At 52.9% G+C, this 14,941-nt stretch carries 14 protein-coding genes and 1 tRNA gene; 9 read left to right on the top strand and 6 right to left on the bottom strand.

The features are described 5' to 3' along the window. Nucleotides 1-249: 249 nt before the first annotated feature. From lnt to tgt, 6 genes are all read right to left on the bottom strand, one after another. The gene (lnt, locus tag FGL10_RS00810) at nucleotides 250-1,788 is read right to left on the bottom strand and encodes an apolipoprotein N-acyltransferase (RefSeq protein WP_003707935.1); all 1,539 of its coding nucleotides are present in this window, start codon (nucleotides 1,786-1,788) and stop codon (nucleotides 250-252) included. After that, a complete protein-coding gene (locus tag FGL10_RS00815) occupies nucleotides 1,734-2,327 on the bottom strand; it encodes a hypothetical protein (RefSeq protein WP_036469359.1) in 594 nt (197 codons plus the stop codon). The genes lnt and FGL10_RS00815 overlap by 55 nt, the downstream gene beginning before the upstream one ends. A 161-nt stretch (nucleotides 2,328-2,488) precedes the next feature. Then, nucleotides 2,489-2,890 carry a c-type cytochrome gene (locus tag FGL10_RS00820; RefSeq protein ID WP_003713765.1) on the bottom strand — a complete coding sequence of 134 codons (402 nt, stop codon included), beginning with the start codon at nucleotides 2,888-2,890 and terminating at the stop codon, nucleotides 2,489-2,491. A 237-nt stretch (nucleotides 2,891-3,127) separates the two neighbouring features. Then, nucleotides 3,128-3,388 carry a ferrochelatase gene (locus tag FGL10_RS00825; protein WP_036474984.1) on the bottom strand — a complete coding sequence of 87 codons (261 nt, stop codon included), beginning with the start codon at nucleotides 3,386-3,388 and terminating at the stop codon, nucleotides 3,128-3,130. A gap of 22 nt (nucleotides 3,389-3,410) precedes the next feature. Further along, nucleotides 3,411-4,421, bottom strand: coding sequence for a ferrochelatase (hemH, locus tag FGL10_RS00830; RefSeq protein WP_036475289.1), 1,011 nt, complete (start codon nucleotides 4,419-4,421; stop codon nucleotides 3,411-3,413). 80 nt (nucleotides 4,422-4,501) lie between these two features. Continuing rightward, the gene (gene tgt, locus FGL10_RS00835) at nucleotides 4,502-5,617 is read right to left on the bottom strand and encodes a tRNA guanosine(34) transglycosylase Tgt (RefSeq protein WP_003707948.1); all 1,116 of its coding nucleotides are present in this window, start codon (nucleotides 5,615-5,617) and stop codon (nucleotides 4,502-4,504) included. Between the two features lie 254 nt (nucleotides 5,618-5,871). Here tgt and FGL10_RS00840 point away from each other — a divergent pair. From FGL10_RS00840 to pheT, 9 genes are all read left to right on the top strand, one after another. After that, nucleotides 5,872-5,948, top strand: a tRNA-Val gene (locus FGL10_RS00840). A gap of 53 nt (nucleotides 5,949-6,001) precedes the next feature. Next, nucleotides 6,002-7,915 (top strand): threonine--tRNA ligase, encoded by a 1,914-nt coding sequence (thrS, locus tag FGL10_RS00845; RefSeq protein WP_036469390.1) that lies wholly within the window; start codon nucleotides 6,002-6,004, stop codon nucleotides 7,913-7,915. Nucleotides 7,916-7,932: 17 nt separating this feature from the next. Continuing rightward, nucleotides 7,933-8,454: a translation initiation factor IF-3 gene (infC, locus tag FGL10_RS00850; RefSeq protein WP_010951024.1), complete on the top strand. Its 522-nt coding sequence runs from the start codon at nucleotides 7,933-7,935 to the stop codon at nucleotides 8,452-8,454. Nucleotides 8,455-8,599: 145 nt separating this feature from the next. Further along, nucleotides 8,600-8,797 carry a 50S ribosomal protein L35 gene (gene rpmI, locus FGL10_RS00855; RefSeq protein WP_003675505.1) on the top strand — a complete coding sequence of 66 codons (198 nt, stop codon included), beginning with the start codon at nucleotides 8,600-8,602 and terminating at the stop codon, nucleotides 8,795-8,797. A gap of 12 nt (nucleotides 8,798-8,809) precedes the next feature. Then, on the top strand, nucleotides 8,810-9,169 hold the full coding sequence (rplT, locus tag FGL10_RS00860) for a 50S ribosomal protein L20 (protein ID WP_003707953.1): 360 nt from the start codon (nucleotides 8,810-8,812) through the stop codon (nucleotides 9,167-9,169). A 249-nt stretch (nucleotides 9,170-9,418) separates the two neighbouring features. Continuing rightward, on the top strand, nucleotides 9,419-10,411 hold the full coding sequence (pheS, locus tag FGL10_RS00865; protein WP_003707957.1) for a phenylalanine--tRNA ligase subunit alpha: 993 nt from the start codon (nucleotides 9,419-9,421) through the stop codon (nucleotides 10,409-10,411). A gap of 320 nt (nucleotides 10,412-10,731) precedes the next feature. Continuing rightward, nucleotides 10,732-11,169, top strand: coding sequence for a very short patch repair endonuclease (locus tag FGL10_RS00870; protein ID WP_003707960.1), 438 nt, complete (start codon nucleotides 10,732-10,734; stop codon nucleotides 11,167-11,169). Then, nucleotides 11,147-12,235 carry a DNA cytosine methyltransferase gene (locus FGL10_RS00875; protein WP_003707962.1) on the top strand — a complete coding sequence of 363 codons (1,089 nt, stop codon included), beginning with the start codon at nucleotides 11,147-11,149 and terminating at the stop codon, nucleotides 12,233-12,235. Before FGL10_RS00870 ends, FGL10_RS00875 begins: the two co-directional genes overlap by 23 nt. A gap of 296 nt (nucleotides 12,236-12,531) precedes the next feature. Next, nucleotides 12,532-14,895, top strand: coding sequence for a phenylalanine--tRNA ligase subunit beta (pheT, locus tag FGL10_RS00880; RefSeq protein WP_003707966.1), 2,364 nt, complete (start codon nucleotides 12,532-12,534; stop codon nucleotides 14,893-14,895). The last annotated feature ends 46 nt before the right edge of the window (nucleotides 14,896-14,941 follow it).

Below are 14,941 nucleotides of genomic sequence, written 5' to 3' on the forward strand. Positions count from 1 at the left end.
TTCGGCTGAAACTGCGTATCGGCGGTTTGGTGTGTTGGGATGCAGTATATCACTGCTTGGCTTGTATTTTGTATGTTTGGCAGGAGATATACGCTAAGGTTTGAAAGACAGGAAAATTTTGTAAGGCAAGGTTGATTGATTTTGTAAACCTGATGGCTCAATTCGATTTCAGAATTATATTACATACGTAGTTGTATGTAAACAGCCGGTTTGAAAAAAGACAGCCCGCCCGGACGGGCTGTGCAGGTATCAGTGTTCTTTGTTTCGGAAGATGAAAAGAATCAGTGCGGCTAGGGTCAATATGCCCATCAACCACCATGAACTGCCGGTTTTCATATAGGGTGTTTCGCCGACATAGCCTTTGATGTGCCCTTCCAATACGGTTTCCGTATCGGGTTGGGCTTGGGCGATGATGTTGCCTTTGGGGGAGATGATGGCGGTTGCGCCGGTGTTGGTGGCGCGGACCATATAGCGTCCGAGTTCCATAGCCCGCGCCTGCGATTGTTGGAGGTGCTGGTACATGGCGTTGGATTTTCCATACCACGCCATATTGCTGGCATTGGCAAGCAGGGTGGCATCTTTTGCGGCTGTAATCAGTTCGTCGCCGAATCCGTCTTCGTAACAGATGTTGAAGGCGACTTTTTGGTTTTTCATCATCAGGGCGGATTGGCTGCCGCCGCCTTTGCGGAAGTCGGAAAGGGGCATATCCATCATTTTGTAAAGCGGCGTGGTCAGGAAAGGCAGCGGTTTGTATTCTCCAAAGGGGACGAGGTGGTTTTTGGCGTAGTAGGGGATGCCGTCCTGTTTGTTTTCCTGATAGCCGGTCAGGTTGATGACGGCGTTTTCGTAACCGTTGCCGTCCGAAGTGTATTGGCTGATGCCGACGGCGAGCGCGCTGCCGTTGTTTTGCGCCTGTTCGGCAAATTGCGCCAGTATGTTTTCCGGCAGGTTTTGGCGCATGACGGGGATGGCGGTTTCGGGCAGGATGACGATGTCGGCAGTGGTTTTGCCGACTTGTCCGTAATATTTCTGTATAGTCGGGATGACTTGGTCTTCACGCCATTTGATGGTTTGGGCGATGTTGCCCTGAAGCAGGGCGACGGTGCTGCGGCTGCCGTCGGGGCGGGTAAAGTCGGTCTGTTGCGCGGTATGGCCGGCGGTCAGCAGGGCGGCAATCAGGATAATCGGAAACAGGCGTTTGAGCGGGCGTATGTTCCGGCCGGCGGCGAGTAGGAGCCAAGTGCCGAGAAAGGCGGTCGCCAGTGTGACCATGTGGATGCCGCCCAATGGGGCAAAGCCGGCGAGCGGGCTGTCCGAGGTAATTTGGGCGTAGCCGATTGCGCCCCAGCCGAATCCGGTCAGAAAACGTTCGCGGGCAAACTCGGTCAGCGTCCACAAAACCGGCAGCGCCAAGCCGGTTTTTATGCCCCGAGGCAGGGTAAATTTTTTCCACAGCCAGAAACAGAGTGCCGGATAGAGGGCAAGGTAGGCGGGGAGCAGGAAGGTCAGCGGTACGGCATAGAGGTCGGGAAGCCCGGAAACGTCGTGCAGGGCGGTGTGTATCCAGTAGAATTGCGCCGTGTACGCGGTCAGCCCGAACAGGTAGGCGGATGAGACGGCAAAACGGGGGCGCAGTTCGACAAGTCCGACAAATGCGCCGAAAATCAAGGGCATCAGCCAAAAGTGGTAATAAGGTGCGAAGGCGAAGGGGGTGGCGGCGGCAAGGAGGATAATCAGGGGCAGGCGGAGGAAGGGGTGCTGCAGGTATTTGTCCGGTTTGGGAAGCATAGGTGTCTGTCTGTTTGGCGTGGTGCCGTCCGGGTGTTTTCAGACGGCATCGGGAAAAATTCGGTGTCTGCGGAAACGGCGTGCCGGGGGCGGTACGGCGGCCCGGGTATGGGAAAATCGGCACGCGCCCCCGCCGGAAGGGTTTTCAAACCGGCCGGCGGCCCGGGTGCGCGGAAACGGATGGAAACGCGGTGTGTGCAGGCGCAAATTTCGGCATTATACAGGAGAACCCGGGACGTGGCAGGTTTCAGACGGCAGGGTTTGCCGCAGATGCCGTCTGAAGGCTGCCGGCGGCGCGTCTGTCGTCGGCTTTCGGGGCGGGCATCCGGCGGCGGTCTGTGTGAAAAGCAGGGTTGAGGGGGAGTTTGCGCGGTTTCGTGCCGGAGCTTTGCGGCGGCATTGCGGATGCGGTGCGGATGTGTTTTGTCCGGTTTCACGGCGGTGGCGCGTTGCCTGTGTACCGAAATGTGTGCCGTCGTCGGGCAACAGTTTGAACCGGTATGCCGTCTGAAGCGGGTCGGGCGGATTTCAGACGGCATTTGTCCGTTTGGCTGTGTGTTCATATTCCGCCGGTGCGTCTCTGGTTAGTCGGGCGAAATGCCTTTTATTCGATGGAACCGGTTTCCGGTCAAACGGGAATAAGCGATTTTCCCTTTGCAAACAAATGGAACCGGCCGAATATTCAAACACAGCCTTCCGCTTATGGTTTTTTGTTTTTCGCCTGCCTGACATCTTTTTCGGTAACCGTGCCGCCGCCGTTGCCGAAGGCGGTCATAATGTAGGCGGCAACGGCGGCAGCGTCGGCATCGCTGATGGCGGTTGCCGGCATAAAGCCGTTGTAGCTTTTGCCGTTGACTTTGATGGGCCCGTTGATGCCTTTAACCATACTGTGCAGCAGGACGTGCGGTTTGTTCATAATGTAGTCCGACCGGAAAAGCGGCGGAAACGCCGCGCCGCGTCCTTCCCCTTTCTTGCCGTGGCAGGCGGCGCAGTTGGATTCGTAGATTTTTTGCCCGTTTGCCGCCTGCGGGGTGTCGGCGGCAGAAGCGGCGGTATAGAGCAAGCCGGCAACAAGGGCAGGCAGCAGGCGGATTGTGTCCATCGGGTTGTCCTTTCTTGGTTTTGTTCCGAATTATCATACTTGAAAGCGGTGCGGAATGCCGTCTGAACATTGGGGCGTGTCAAGAAAATCCCCGCATTTTCCGAATAAGGCGCATCGGTGCTTTGTCGGGTGTCTGCCGCGCCGTTGCGATTTTTCCCATTTGCCCCGATAGTACCGCCTTGCCGGATTTTAGAGAACAAGCGTTCAGACGGCATTCCGGCGCGGCGGGCGGCTGTTTCAATATCCTCCGCCGAGGTTTTCTTTGACGAGCCTTTCAAGCGCGCCTATCCGGTCGGGATGGTCATTCAGGCAGGGGATGTAGCGGTAGTTTTTGCCGCCTGCTTCATAAAACTGTCCGCATCCTGCCGGTGCGGTTTCTTCCAATGTTTCCAAGCAGTTTGATAAAAAACACGGGCGCAACGCGTTTCCCAAACCCTTTGAAACCCTGTTTGCCTTCCAACGCGATGCCGTCTGAAAAAACAAGCGTTCAGACGGCATTCCGGCGCGGCGGACGGCTGTTTCAATATCCTCCGCCGAGGTTTTCTTTGACGAGCCTTTCAAGCGCGCTTATCCAGTCGGGATGGTCATTCAGGCAGGGGATGTAGCGGTAGTTTTTGCCGCCTGCTTCATAAAACTGTTCCCGCCCCATCAGGGCGATTTCTTCCATGGTTTCCAAACAGTCTGCCAAAAAGCCCGGGCAGAATACGTCCAGCTCGGTTACCCCCTGTTTGGGCAGTTTGCCGAACAAATCCTGCGTGCTCGGTGTAACCCATTCCGCCCTGCCGAACCGGCTTTGGAACGATACGGTATATTCGTTTTCGGTCAGTTCCAGTGCTTCGGCAAGCAGTCCGGCGGTATGGCGGCACTCGTCGGGATAGGGGTCGCCGAGGTCGTAGTGGCTTTGCGGTATGCCGTGAAAACTCAACATCAGCTTCTGCCCGCGCCCGTGTTCCGCCCAATATTGGAGAATATGGTTTTTCATCGCATCAATGTAACCGGCATCGTCATAAAAGCGCGAAACGGTGCGGATGCTCATCTGGTTTCGTTGGCGCAGAAGCTGTCCGAATACCTTGTCCAGCGCCGCGCCGCTGCTTGAGGCGGCATATTGCGGGTACATCGGGATAACCAGCAGCCTGCCCGCGCCTTGCGCCTTCAGTTCCGACAATACGTCTGCCACTGAAGGATTGCCGTAGGTCATCGCATAACGGACAAGCAGGCCGGGCAGCCGTTCGGCGAGCGCGGCTGCCTGACGGGCGGTGTAAACCGCCAAGGGAGAGCCTTCTTCCAGCCAGATTTTTTCATAGGCGCGCGCGCTTTTCCCGGCGCGGAAAGGCAATACGATGCCGCGTAAAACCGGCTGCCACAGCCATTTGGACAGTTCGACGACGCGTAAGTCCGACAAAAAAGATTTGAGGTAGGGGCGGACGGCTCCGGCAGTCGGCGCGTCGGGCGTGCCGAGGTTGATCAACAGGACGGCGGTACGGTTTTGTCTGCAGTACGGCAAGGAAGGTTCGGGGAGGAATAAGGGCATAATCGGTCGGTGCGTCATTCAAAGTGGCGGTTTTGAGGGGGGATGCCGTCTGAAGCGGCTTCAGACGGCATCGCCGGGAATCAGTCTGTGCCGCGCGCGCGGTTTTCGTGGAATTGCGCCTGCCAGTCGGCAAATTTGCCTTGTTCGACGGCTTCGCGCATTTCCGCCATAATGACTTGGTAGAAATGCAGATTGTGGATGGTGTTGAGCTGTGCGCCCAAGATTTCGCCGGCGCGGTGCAGATGGTGCAGGTAGGCGCGGCTGAAATTGCGGCAGGCGTAGCAGGTGCAGCTTTCGTCTATCGGACGTTTGTCGGACTTGTGTTTGGCGTTTTTGATTTTCAAATCGCCGAAACGGGTAAACAGCCAGCCGTTGCGCGCATTGCGGGTGGGCATCACGCAGTCGAACATATCGATGCCGTGCGCCACACCGTACACGAGGTCTTCCGGCGTGCCTACGCCCATCAGGTAATGCGGTTTGTGTGCGGGCAACATCGGGCCGACGGCGCGCAGCATACGGTACATTTCGGGCTTGGGTTCGCCGACGGACAGCCCGCCGACGGCAATGCCGGGAAAATCAAACTGCTCCAAGCCGCGCAAAGACTCTTCGCGCAAATCCTCATACATCGCGCCTTGCACGATGCCGAACAGCGCGTTCGGGTTTTTCAAATCTTCAAAGGTTTTTTTGCTCCGTTCCGCCCAGCGCAGGCTCATTTGCAGCGATTTTCGCGCCTGTTCGCGCGTTGCTTCGCCCGGCGTGCATTCGTCCAACTGCATCGCGATGTCCGAGTTCAAAACCGTTTGGATTTTCATAGAAATTTCAGGCGATAAAAACAGCTTGTCGCCGTTAATCGGGCTTTTGAACGTACAGCCTTCTTCGGTCAATTTCCGCATATCCGACAAAGAAAAAACCTGAAAACCGCCCGAATCGGTCAAGATGGGCTTGTCCCAGCCGATAAATCCGTGCAGTCCGCCGAATTGTCCGATAACTTCCAAACCCGGACGCAGCCACAAATGATAAGTGTTGCCCAAAATAATTTGCGCCTTGATGTCGTGCAGGTTTTGCGGGTTCATCGCTTTGACCGAACCGTAAGTACCGACAGGCATAAATACGGGCGTTTCGATTTTGCCGTGGTTCAACTCCAGCGTGCCGCATCGGGCGTGGCCGTCTTTTTTATGTAAGGTAAATTTGAGCATAACTTATATCTATAATGTAGAAAAACGACGCGCGCAGCTGCCGTGCAGTCAAACGGTTGGGGAAAACGGGATTATAAAGGATTTTCACCGTACCGGCGGCGTTTGGATATTTCAGAATGCATAATGCGTATCAGGATACCCGCCGTTAAAAAATGTTTCAAAAAATCACAATGTTCCGCCGATGCCGTCTGAAACCCCGTTTTCAGGCTTGCCGGCGCGCCGAAGTATCGTCTATAATCCGAACCCTGTTAAACAGGCACGTAGCTCAGTTGGTTAGAGCACCACCTTGACATGGTGGGGGTCGTTGGTTCGAATCCAATCGTGCCTACCAAATTCCCCAAACGGCATTTATGCCGTTATTTTTTAATGTTTTGGAGCTTTTTGATGTTGAACATTACCTTGCCGGACGGCTCAGTCCGCCAATACGAATCGCCCGTTACCGTGGCACAGATTGCCGCGTCTGTCGGAGCAGGTTTGGCGAAAGCGGCGGTGGCAGGTAAGGTAAACGGCAAATTGGTCGATGCGTGCGATCCGATTACCGAAGATTCGACCGTCCAAATCATTACCCCGAAAGATCGCGAAGGCGTCGAAATCATCCGCCATTCTTGCGCCCACCTTGTCGGGCACGCAGTCAAGCAGCTTTATCCCAACGCAAAAATGGTTATCGGCCCCGTTATCGAAGAGGGCTTTTATTACGATATTGCAACAGAAAAACCGTTTACACCCGAAGATGTTGCCGCCATCGAAGCGCGTATGAAGGAATTGATTGCACAAGATTATGATGTAATCAAAATCATGACTCCGCGCGCCGAAGCCGTCAAAATCTTCCAGGATCGCGGCGAAGAATACAAATTGCGCCTGATTGACGATATGCCCGAAGTGGAAGCGATGGGTATGTACCATCATCAGGAATATGTCGATATGTGCCGCGGCCCGCACGTTCCGAACACCCGCTTCCTGAAAAACTTCAAACTGACCAAGCTGGCAGGCGCATACTGGCGCGGCGACAGCAATAATGAAATGCTGCAACGTATTTACGGTACGGCTTGGGCGACAAAAGACGAATTAAAAGCCTACATCCGGCGCATTGAAGAAGCGGAAAAACGCGACCATCGCAAATTGGGTAAGCAACTGGATTTGTTCCACTTGCAAGACGAAGCACCGGGTATGGTGTTTTGGCATCCCAAAGGCTGGGCTTTGTGGCAGGCTGTCGAGCAGCATATGCGTAAAGAGCTGAATGCCGCCGGCTATAAAGAAGTCAAAACGCCCCAAATTATGGATAAAACCTTTTGGGAAAAATCCGGCCACTGGGAAAACTATAAAGACAATATGTTCGTAACCAGTTCCGAAAAACGCGAATACGCGGTTAAACCGATGAACTGCCCGGGTCATGTGCAAATTTTCAATAACGGCTTGCGTTCATATCGAGATTTGCCGATGCGTTTGGCGGAATTCGGTTCCTGCCACCGCAACGAGCCGAGCGGCGCCTTGCACGGTCTGATGCGCGTCCGTGGATTTGTACAGGATGATGCGCATATTTTCTGCACCGAAGACCAAATCGTCAGCGAAGCGCGCGCATTCAACGAATTGCTCGTCCGAATTTACAAGCAATTCGGTTTCCACGATGTGTCCGTCAAACTTTCGCTGCGTCCCGGGAAGCGCGCCGGTTCGGATGAAGTGTGGGATAAGGCGGAACAAGGCCTGCGCGAAGCATTGACTGCCTGCGGTGTAGAATGGGAAGAGTTGCCTGGCGAAGGTGCATTCTATGGTCCTAAAATCGAATATCACGTCAAAGACGCATTGGGGCGTTCTTGGCAGTGCGGCACGTTGCAGCTGGACTTTGTGTTGCCGGAGCGTTTGAATGCCGAATATGTAACCGAAAACAACGACCGCGCCCGTCCGGTAATGTTGCATCGCGCCATTTTGGGTTCTTTGGAACGGTTTATCGGCATTTTGATTGAAAACCACGCCGGCTCGTTCCCATTGTGGCTTGCGCCGGTTCAAATGGTGATTATGAACATCACCGAAAATCAGGCGGATTATTGCCGCGAAGTGGCTGCCAGGTTGCAGGCAGCAGGTTTCCGCGTCGAGTTGGATTTGCGTAACGAAAAAATCGGTTACAAAATCCGCGACAACAGCCAATATCGTTTCCCTTATCAAATCGTTGTCGGCGATAAAGAGAAACAAGAAAACAAAGTTGCGGTACGCCGCAAAGCAGAAGACTTGGGTTCTTTGGATTTGGATGATTTCATCGCACAATTGCAGCAAGAAATCGCGGATGCCCTCGTCAATCATTAATTTTTATAGGAGTATTCATCATCGCTCAAGAACGCGAAGCACGAATCAACGGCGAAATTACCGCCAAAGAAGTGCGTTTAATCAGTGAGTCAGGCGAACAGCTTGGTGTCGTATCGGTTCGTGAAGCTTTGGCTATGGCCGAAGGGCAGGATGTCGATTTGGTGGAAATTTCCCCTACCGCCAAGCCGCCTGTGTGCAAACTGATGGATTACGGTAAATATAAGTACCAGCAGGCCAAGAAACGCGACGAAGCCAAGAAAAACCAAAAACAGGTGCAAATTAAGGAAATCAAATTCCGTCCGGGTACCGATGAAGGCGACTATCAAATCAAAATGCGCAACATCAACCGATTCCTTGCCGACGGCGACAAAGTCAAAGTGACATTGCGTTTCCGCGGCCGTGAAATGGCCCACCAGCAACTCGGCGCGCAACTTTTGGAGCGTGTGAAAGAGGATTTGGCGGAAGTGGCGCAAATCGAGTCCTTCCCTAAAATGGAAGGCCGGCAAATGGTGATGATGATTGCGCCGAAGAAAAAATAAAGTTATAATTTTCAGCTTACTCCGACTGCCGCTTCGGAGTAAGTTTTTGATTGGCGGCAAAAACCGTGGCATTTTGGGTTCAAGTGTTGGAAACCGACGGTTTTAACCCCCTGATGCCTTATCCAATAACAAATGGAGTTTTCCTATGCCTAAAATGAAAACCAAGTCTAGCGCGAAAAAACGCTTTAAAGTACTGGGTAACGGTGGTGTAAAACGCGGTCATGCGTTTAAAAGTCACATCCTGACCAAAAAAACCACGAAAACTAAACGCCAATTGCGCGGTACCGCTATGGTGGACTCACGCGATTTGGCTTCCGTTGCCAAAATGTTGCCCTACGCTTAAGGAGTTTAGAATATGCCACGCGTAAAACGCGGTGTTACCGCCCGTGCCCGTCACCAAAAAATCTTCGCGTTAGCCAAAGGCTACCGCGGCCGTCGTAAAAATGTTTACCGCGTTGCCAAACAGGCGGTAATGAAAGCCGGCCAATACGCATACCGTGACCGCCGCCAGCGCAAACGCCAATTCCGCCAACTGTGGATTGTCCGCATCAATGCAGGTGCGCGTGAAAACGGTTTGTCTTACAGCAAATTCATGAACGGTCTGAAACGTGCCTCTATCGAAATCGACCGCAAAGTATTGGCTGATTTGGCTGTGTTCGATAAAGCCGCATTTGCACAATTGGCTGAAAAGGCTAAAGCCGCTTTGGCTGCCTGATTCGATAAGGTTGTTTGCAAAAAGGAAGCCCGTGCTTCCTTTTTTCTTTTTTAAAGAAATCCTATGTAATTGATTTTCTTTCTTTAAACTCTATTTTTTTATACTAATTTGCGATAAAATAACCTTTCCTTATCAAACGGATTGGCCGCACTGATGTAAAAGGCCGTCTGAACGGGTTTGCAGCCAAACCCAACAGGCGGCTTTGTTGTTTCAGGCGGCCTGCCATCAACAAACAGACGATAAACCATTATGGAAAATGTAAACCGTATCGTTGCAGAAGGTATTGCCGCCATTGAAGCCGCGCAAGATTTCAATACCTTAGAACAAATTAAAGCACGCTATCTCGGTAAAACCGGCGAGTTGACCGGACTTCTGAAAACTTTGGGTCAAATGTCGCCTGAAGAGCGCAAAACCATAGGCGCGCATATTAATGAGTGCAAAAACCGGTTTCAGACGGCCTTCAACAATAAACGCGATGCCCTCAACGAAGCCAAGCTGCAAGCCCGGCTTGCCGCCGAATCCCTTGACATTACCCTGCCCGGACGCGCTCAGGAAGGCGGCAGCCTGCATCCTGTCACCCTGACTTTGCAACGTGTGGTCGAGTTGTTCCACGGTATGGGTTTTGAAGTGGCGGACGGCCCTGAAATCGAAGACGATTTCCACAACTTCCAAGCCCTGAACATCCCCGCAAACCATCCTGCCCGTGCGATGCAGGATACGTTTTATGTTGAAAACGGCGATGTTTTGCGTACGCACACTTCCCCGATTCAAATCCGTTATATGCTCGACAAAAAAGAGCCGCCCGTCCGCATTATCGCCCCCGGCCGCGTTTACCGCGTGGACAGCGATGCCACGCACTCGCCTATGTTCCATCAGGCGGAAGGTTTGTGGGTGGAAGAGGGCGTGACTTTTGCCGATTTGAAAGCCGTGTTCACCGATTTTATCCGCCGCTTTTTCGAACGCGATGATTTGCAGGTGCGTTTCCGCCCGTCTTTTTTCCCGTTCACCGAACCGTCTGCCGAAATCGACATTATGGGCGAAAACGGCAAATGGCTGGAAGTCGGCGGCTGCGGTATGGTACATCCCAACGTGTTGAAAAATGTGAATATCGACCCTGAAAAATACACCGGTTTTGCTTTCGGTATCGGTCTCGACCGTTTTGCGATGCTGCGTTACAACGTGAACGATTTGCGCTTGTTTTTTGATAACGATTTGAATTTTTTGAAGCAGTTTGCGAAATAATGGTGCGGGCGGTTCGCAGGCGGAGCGCAACCGCATATTGTCCGGAAGGATGGGCTGGGAAAACCTGCGGCAAGATTTCGGCGGAATTTCGGCAGATGAATGGATGCTTTTTGAAGATTTGTGCGGATGGGCGTTTGGTAATTTTGAGTCCGGGCGGCTGCGAACCTTAAGGCTTTACGGGAAAATCTGACGAAACAGGCAGCTTCCGGCGCGCTTGGGTTTTGTTGTTTCCTTGCGAGGGGCGCAAAACTGCCGAAATCCGCAACGATGCCGCGTAAAATGGATGCGCTTTCGTATAAACGCGTTTCAGACCTCACGAAATGGACAGATTAACCCCCGAACAGCGCAAAAAATGTATGCAGTCCAACAAAAGCAAGGGGACGAAACCCGAGCTTGTGTTGGCAAAAGCGATGTGGGCTTTGGGACTCAGGTATCGGAAAAATAGCGGAAGCATTTTTGGGAAGCCTGATTTTTCATTTAAAAAATATAAAGTTGCCGTGTTTGTCGATGGTGAGTTTTGGCACGGCAAGGATTGGGAACAGAGAAAGGTGGAAATAAAGGGCAACCGCGAATTTTGGATTGCCAAAATTGAGCGCAATATCCGGAGGGATAGGGAAGTAACAGGCCGTCTGAAGGTCGAGGGCTGGACGGTTTTACGTTTTTGGAGTAACGATGTCGTCAAAAATACAACCTGCTGTGCCGAAAAAGTCAAAGAAATCGTCCGCGCGAGGGGAAGTGATTTGCAAAAACGAAATTAAGGATGACGGGCAGGGCGGGCACTCGGAAGAAAAAGCAGCGCAATCCCGCCTTTTTACAAACAAGGATACTGTTCGGGCCAAATTTACCTTTATCGATTTGTTCGCAGGTATCGGGGGCTTCCGCATCGCGATGCAGAACTTGGGCGGGGAATGCGTGTTCTCGAGCGAGTGGGACGAGAAAGCCAAACAGACATACGAAGCCAATTTCGGAGAAGTGCCGTTCGGCGATATTACTTTGGAAGAAACCAAACAATGCATTCCGGAGCAGTTTGATGTGTTGTGTGCGGGTTTCCCCTGTCAGGCATTTTCGATTGCCGGCCGGCGCGGCGGCTTTGAAGACACGCGCGGCACATTGTTTTTCGATGTGGCGGAAATTATCCGCAGGCACCGTCCCAAGGCATTCTTTTTGGAAAATGTAAAAGGGTTGACCAACCACGACCGGGGCAGGACCTTGCAGACGATATTGAATACGCTGAGGGAAGATTTGGGATATTTTGTGCCCGAGCCGGAAATTGTTAACGCAAAGGATTTCGGCGTGCCGCAAAACCGTGAAAGGATTTTTATTGTCGGCTTTCGGGGAGATACCGATATTAAAGATTTCAAATATCCCGAACCGACGGGCATTCAGACGGCCTTTCGGGATATACGGGAAAAAGATACCGTGCCGACAAAATATTATTTGTCCACCCAATACATCGATACTTTAAGGAAACACAAGCAAAGGCACGAAGAAAAGGGCAACGGCTTCGGATATGAAATTATTTCCGATGACGGGATTGCCAATGCGATCGTCGTCGGCGGTATGGGGCGGGAGCGGAATTTGGTTATCGACAAACGCATTACCGATTTTACGCCGACCACCAATATTAAAGGCGAGGTCAACCGCGAGGGCATCAGAAAGATGACTCCGCGCGAATGGGCAAGGCTGCAAGGTTTTCCCGAAACATTCAAAATCCCCGTCGCGGATGCTTCCGCATACAAACAGTTCGGCAACTCGGTTGCCGTGCCGGCGGTTCAGGCGGTCGCCGGGCAGGTTTTAATCAGACTCGGATGGCGTGATGTCTAAAATCTGCAATGTGCGCCGTCCGGGATATAGGGAAAATGAAACCAAAAAGGCGGTTTTTAAGACGGTTTGTTTAAGCAGCCCGGCTTGTTTGAGCAGTTGAAAACAAAGAAGCGTCAGTATTTTTATTCAGTATTTTCATATGGTTTCATTCCGATTCCTTTTCGTTTGAAACCACGCCGTCCAGGGCGGTAGAATTTGATCGGGGGCGGAAGCAGCCGCTTCCCATTCCGGGCAACACGTAGGGCGGTGCTTTATGTGTCGTTCTGTGTGTTGAAACATTAATAGAGAGTTAAACCATGCAATTCTCCTACTCGTGGCTGAAAACCCAAGCCGATACCGAACTTTCCGCCGATAAGCTGGAACACCTGTTAACGATGTCCGGCTTGGAAGTGGAAGAAGCCGGGACTGCCGCGCCTGCGTTTGCGGGCGTGGTTGTTGCCGAAGTGAAATCCGTTGAAAAACATCCGGATGCCGACCGTTTGAACGTTACCCGAGTCGATGCGGGTACGGGTGAGTTGGTTCAGATTGTGTGCGGTGCGCCGAATGTCAAGCCGGGCATCAAAGTGCCGTGTTCGTTGCCGGGCGCGGTGTTGCCGGGCAATTTCAAAATCAAGCCGACCAAGATGCGCGGCGTGGTGTCGAACGGGATGCTGTGTTCCACCGACGAACTCGGTCTGCCCGACGACGGCGTGAACGGCTTGCATATTCTGTCGCAAGATGCTCCTGTCGGTACTAATATCCGCGAATATCTGGATTTGGACGACACGGTGTTTACGCTGAAAATCACGCCGAACCGCGCCGACTGCCTGAGCATCAAAGGCATTGCGCGCGAAGTGTCCGCGCTGACGGGGTGCGCGTTCAGGCAGCCCGAAATCCGGAAAATGCCGTCTGAAGGCGGTAAAACCCGGGCTGTGAAAATTGACGCGCCTGCCGACTGCGGCCGCTTTATCAGCCGCGTGATTGAAAACGTGAACGCGCGTGCCGCCACGCCGGATTGGATGAAGCAGCGTTTGGAACGCAGCGGTATCCGCAGTATTTCCGCGCTGGTGGACATCGGCAATTATGTGATGCTGGAAATCGGTCAGCCGATGCACGTTTTCGATGCGGATAAAATTTCGGGCAGTTTGATTGTCCGCCGCGCTAAAAATGGCGAAATATTGGAATGTTTGAATGAAAAAACCGTGTCTCTGTCCGACAATACATTGGTCGTGGCGGACGAAAAAGGCGCGTTGAGTTTGGCGGGACTGATGGGCGGCGCGGCAAGCGCGGTTTCAGACGGCACGCAAAATATCGTGCTGGAAGCGGCTTGGTTTGCACCCGAAATCATTGCCGGCAAATCGCGCCAATACGGTTTCGGTTCGGATTCTTCGTTCCGCTTCGAGCGCGGCGTGGATTACCGTTTGCAGGCGGATGCCATCGAACGCGCCACCGAATTGGTGTTGCAAATCTGCGGCGGTGCGGCAGGAGAAATGGTGGAAGCGCAAGGCGAATTGCCTGAAGCGAAACAGGTTGGGCTGCGTTTGAGCCGTCTGAAAACCGTGTTGGGCGTGGACATTCCTGCCGAACAGGTGGAAACCATTTTGCAACACTTGGGTCTGCGGCCTGAGAAAACTGCAGAAGGCTTCCGCGTTACCGCACCGAGCTTCCGTTTCGATATCGAAATCGAGGCCGATTTGATTGAAGAAATCGGACGCGTTTACGGCTATGAAAACATCCCCGACGATTACACGTCAGGCCGTCTGAAAATGCTGGAACTGCCCGAAACACGCCGCCCGCGTTTTGCCGTTTACAACGAAATGGCGGCGCGCGGCTACCGCGAAGTGGTCAGTTATGCCTTCGTTGACGAGCAGTGGGAACAAGATTTTGCCGCCAACGCCGACCCCATCCGCCTGCAAAACCCGTTGGCGGCGCAATATGCCGTGATGCGTTCCACGCTCATCGGCGGCTTGGTGGAAATTCTGCAAAACAACTTGAACCGCAAGCAAAACCGCGTGCGCGTGTTTGAAATCGCCCGCGTGTTCGGCAAGGGTTCGGACGGACTGTTCGTGCAAAACGAACGTATCGGCGGACTGTGGTACGGCGCGGCAATGCCCGAGCAATGGGGCGAGAAAACGCGCAATGCGGATTTTTACGACATCAAGGCGGATGTGGAAAATCTGTTGAAAAACAAAGCAGTCGAGTTTGTCAAAACCGAACATCCCGCCATGCACCCCGGACGTGCCGCCAATATCGTTTCAGACGGCCTGGTTATCGGCTTTGTCGGCGAACTGCATCCGAAATGGCTGCAAAAATATGATTTGCCGCAAGCGCCGCTGGTATTTGAAATCGATATGGCGGCCGTGTTGGAATACGGGAAAACGCGCTATCGGGCGGTATCGAAATTCCAGCCGGTGCGCCGCGATTTGGCGTTTGTGATGCCGGAGGCAATGTCCCATAACGAGTTGTCGGCAGCCTTGAAGGGCGCGGCAAACAAGTTGGTACAGGAAATCAGCGTGTTTGACGTGTATCGCGGCACAGGTCTGCCCGAAGGGATGAAGAGCGTGGCGGTTAAAGTGATTTTGCAGGATATGGAAAACACGCTGACGGATGAGGCGGTCGAGCCGCTTATCGGAAAACTGGTTGGCGCGGCAACGGCGGCAGGGGCGCGGCTTCGCAGCTAAAAATAAATATTCGCTTGAATTTTAAATAAAAATTGGTAATAATCTA

Origin of the sequence: Neisseria lactamica, from assembly GCF_901482445.1 — a bacterium.
Classification (GTDB): domain Bacteria; phylum Pseudomonadota; class Gammaproteobacteria; order Burkholderiales; family Neisseriaceae; genus Neisseria; species Neisseria lactamica.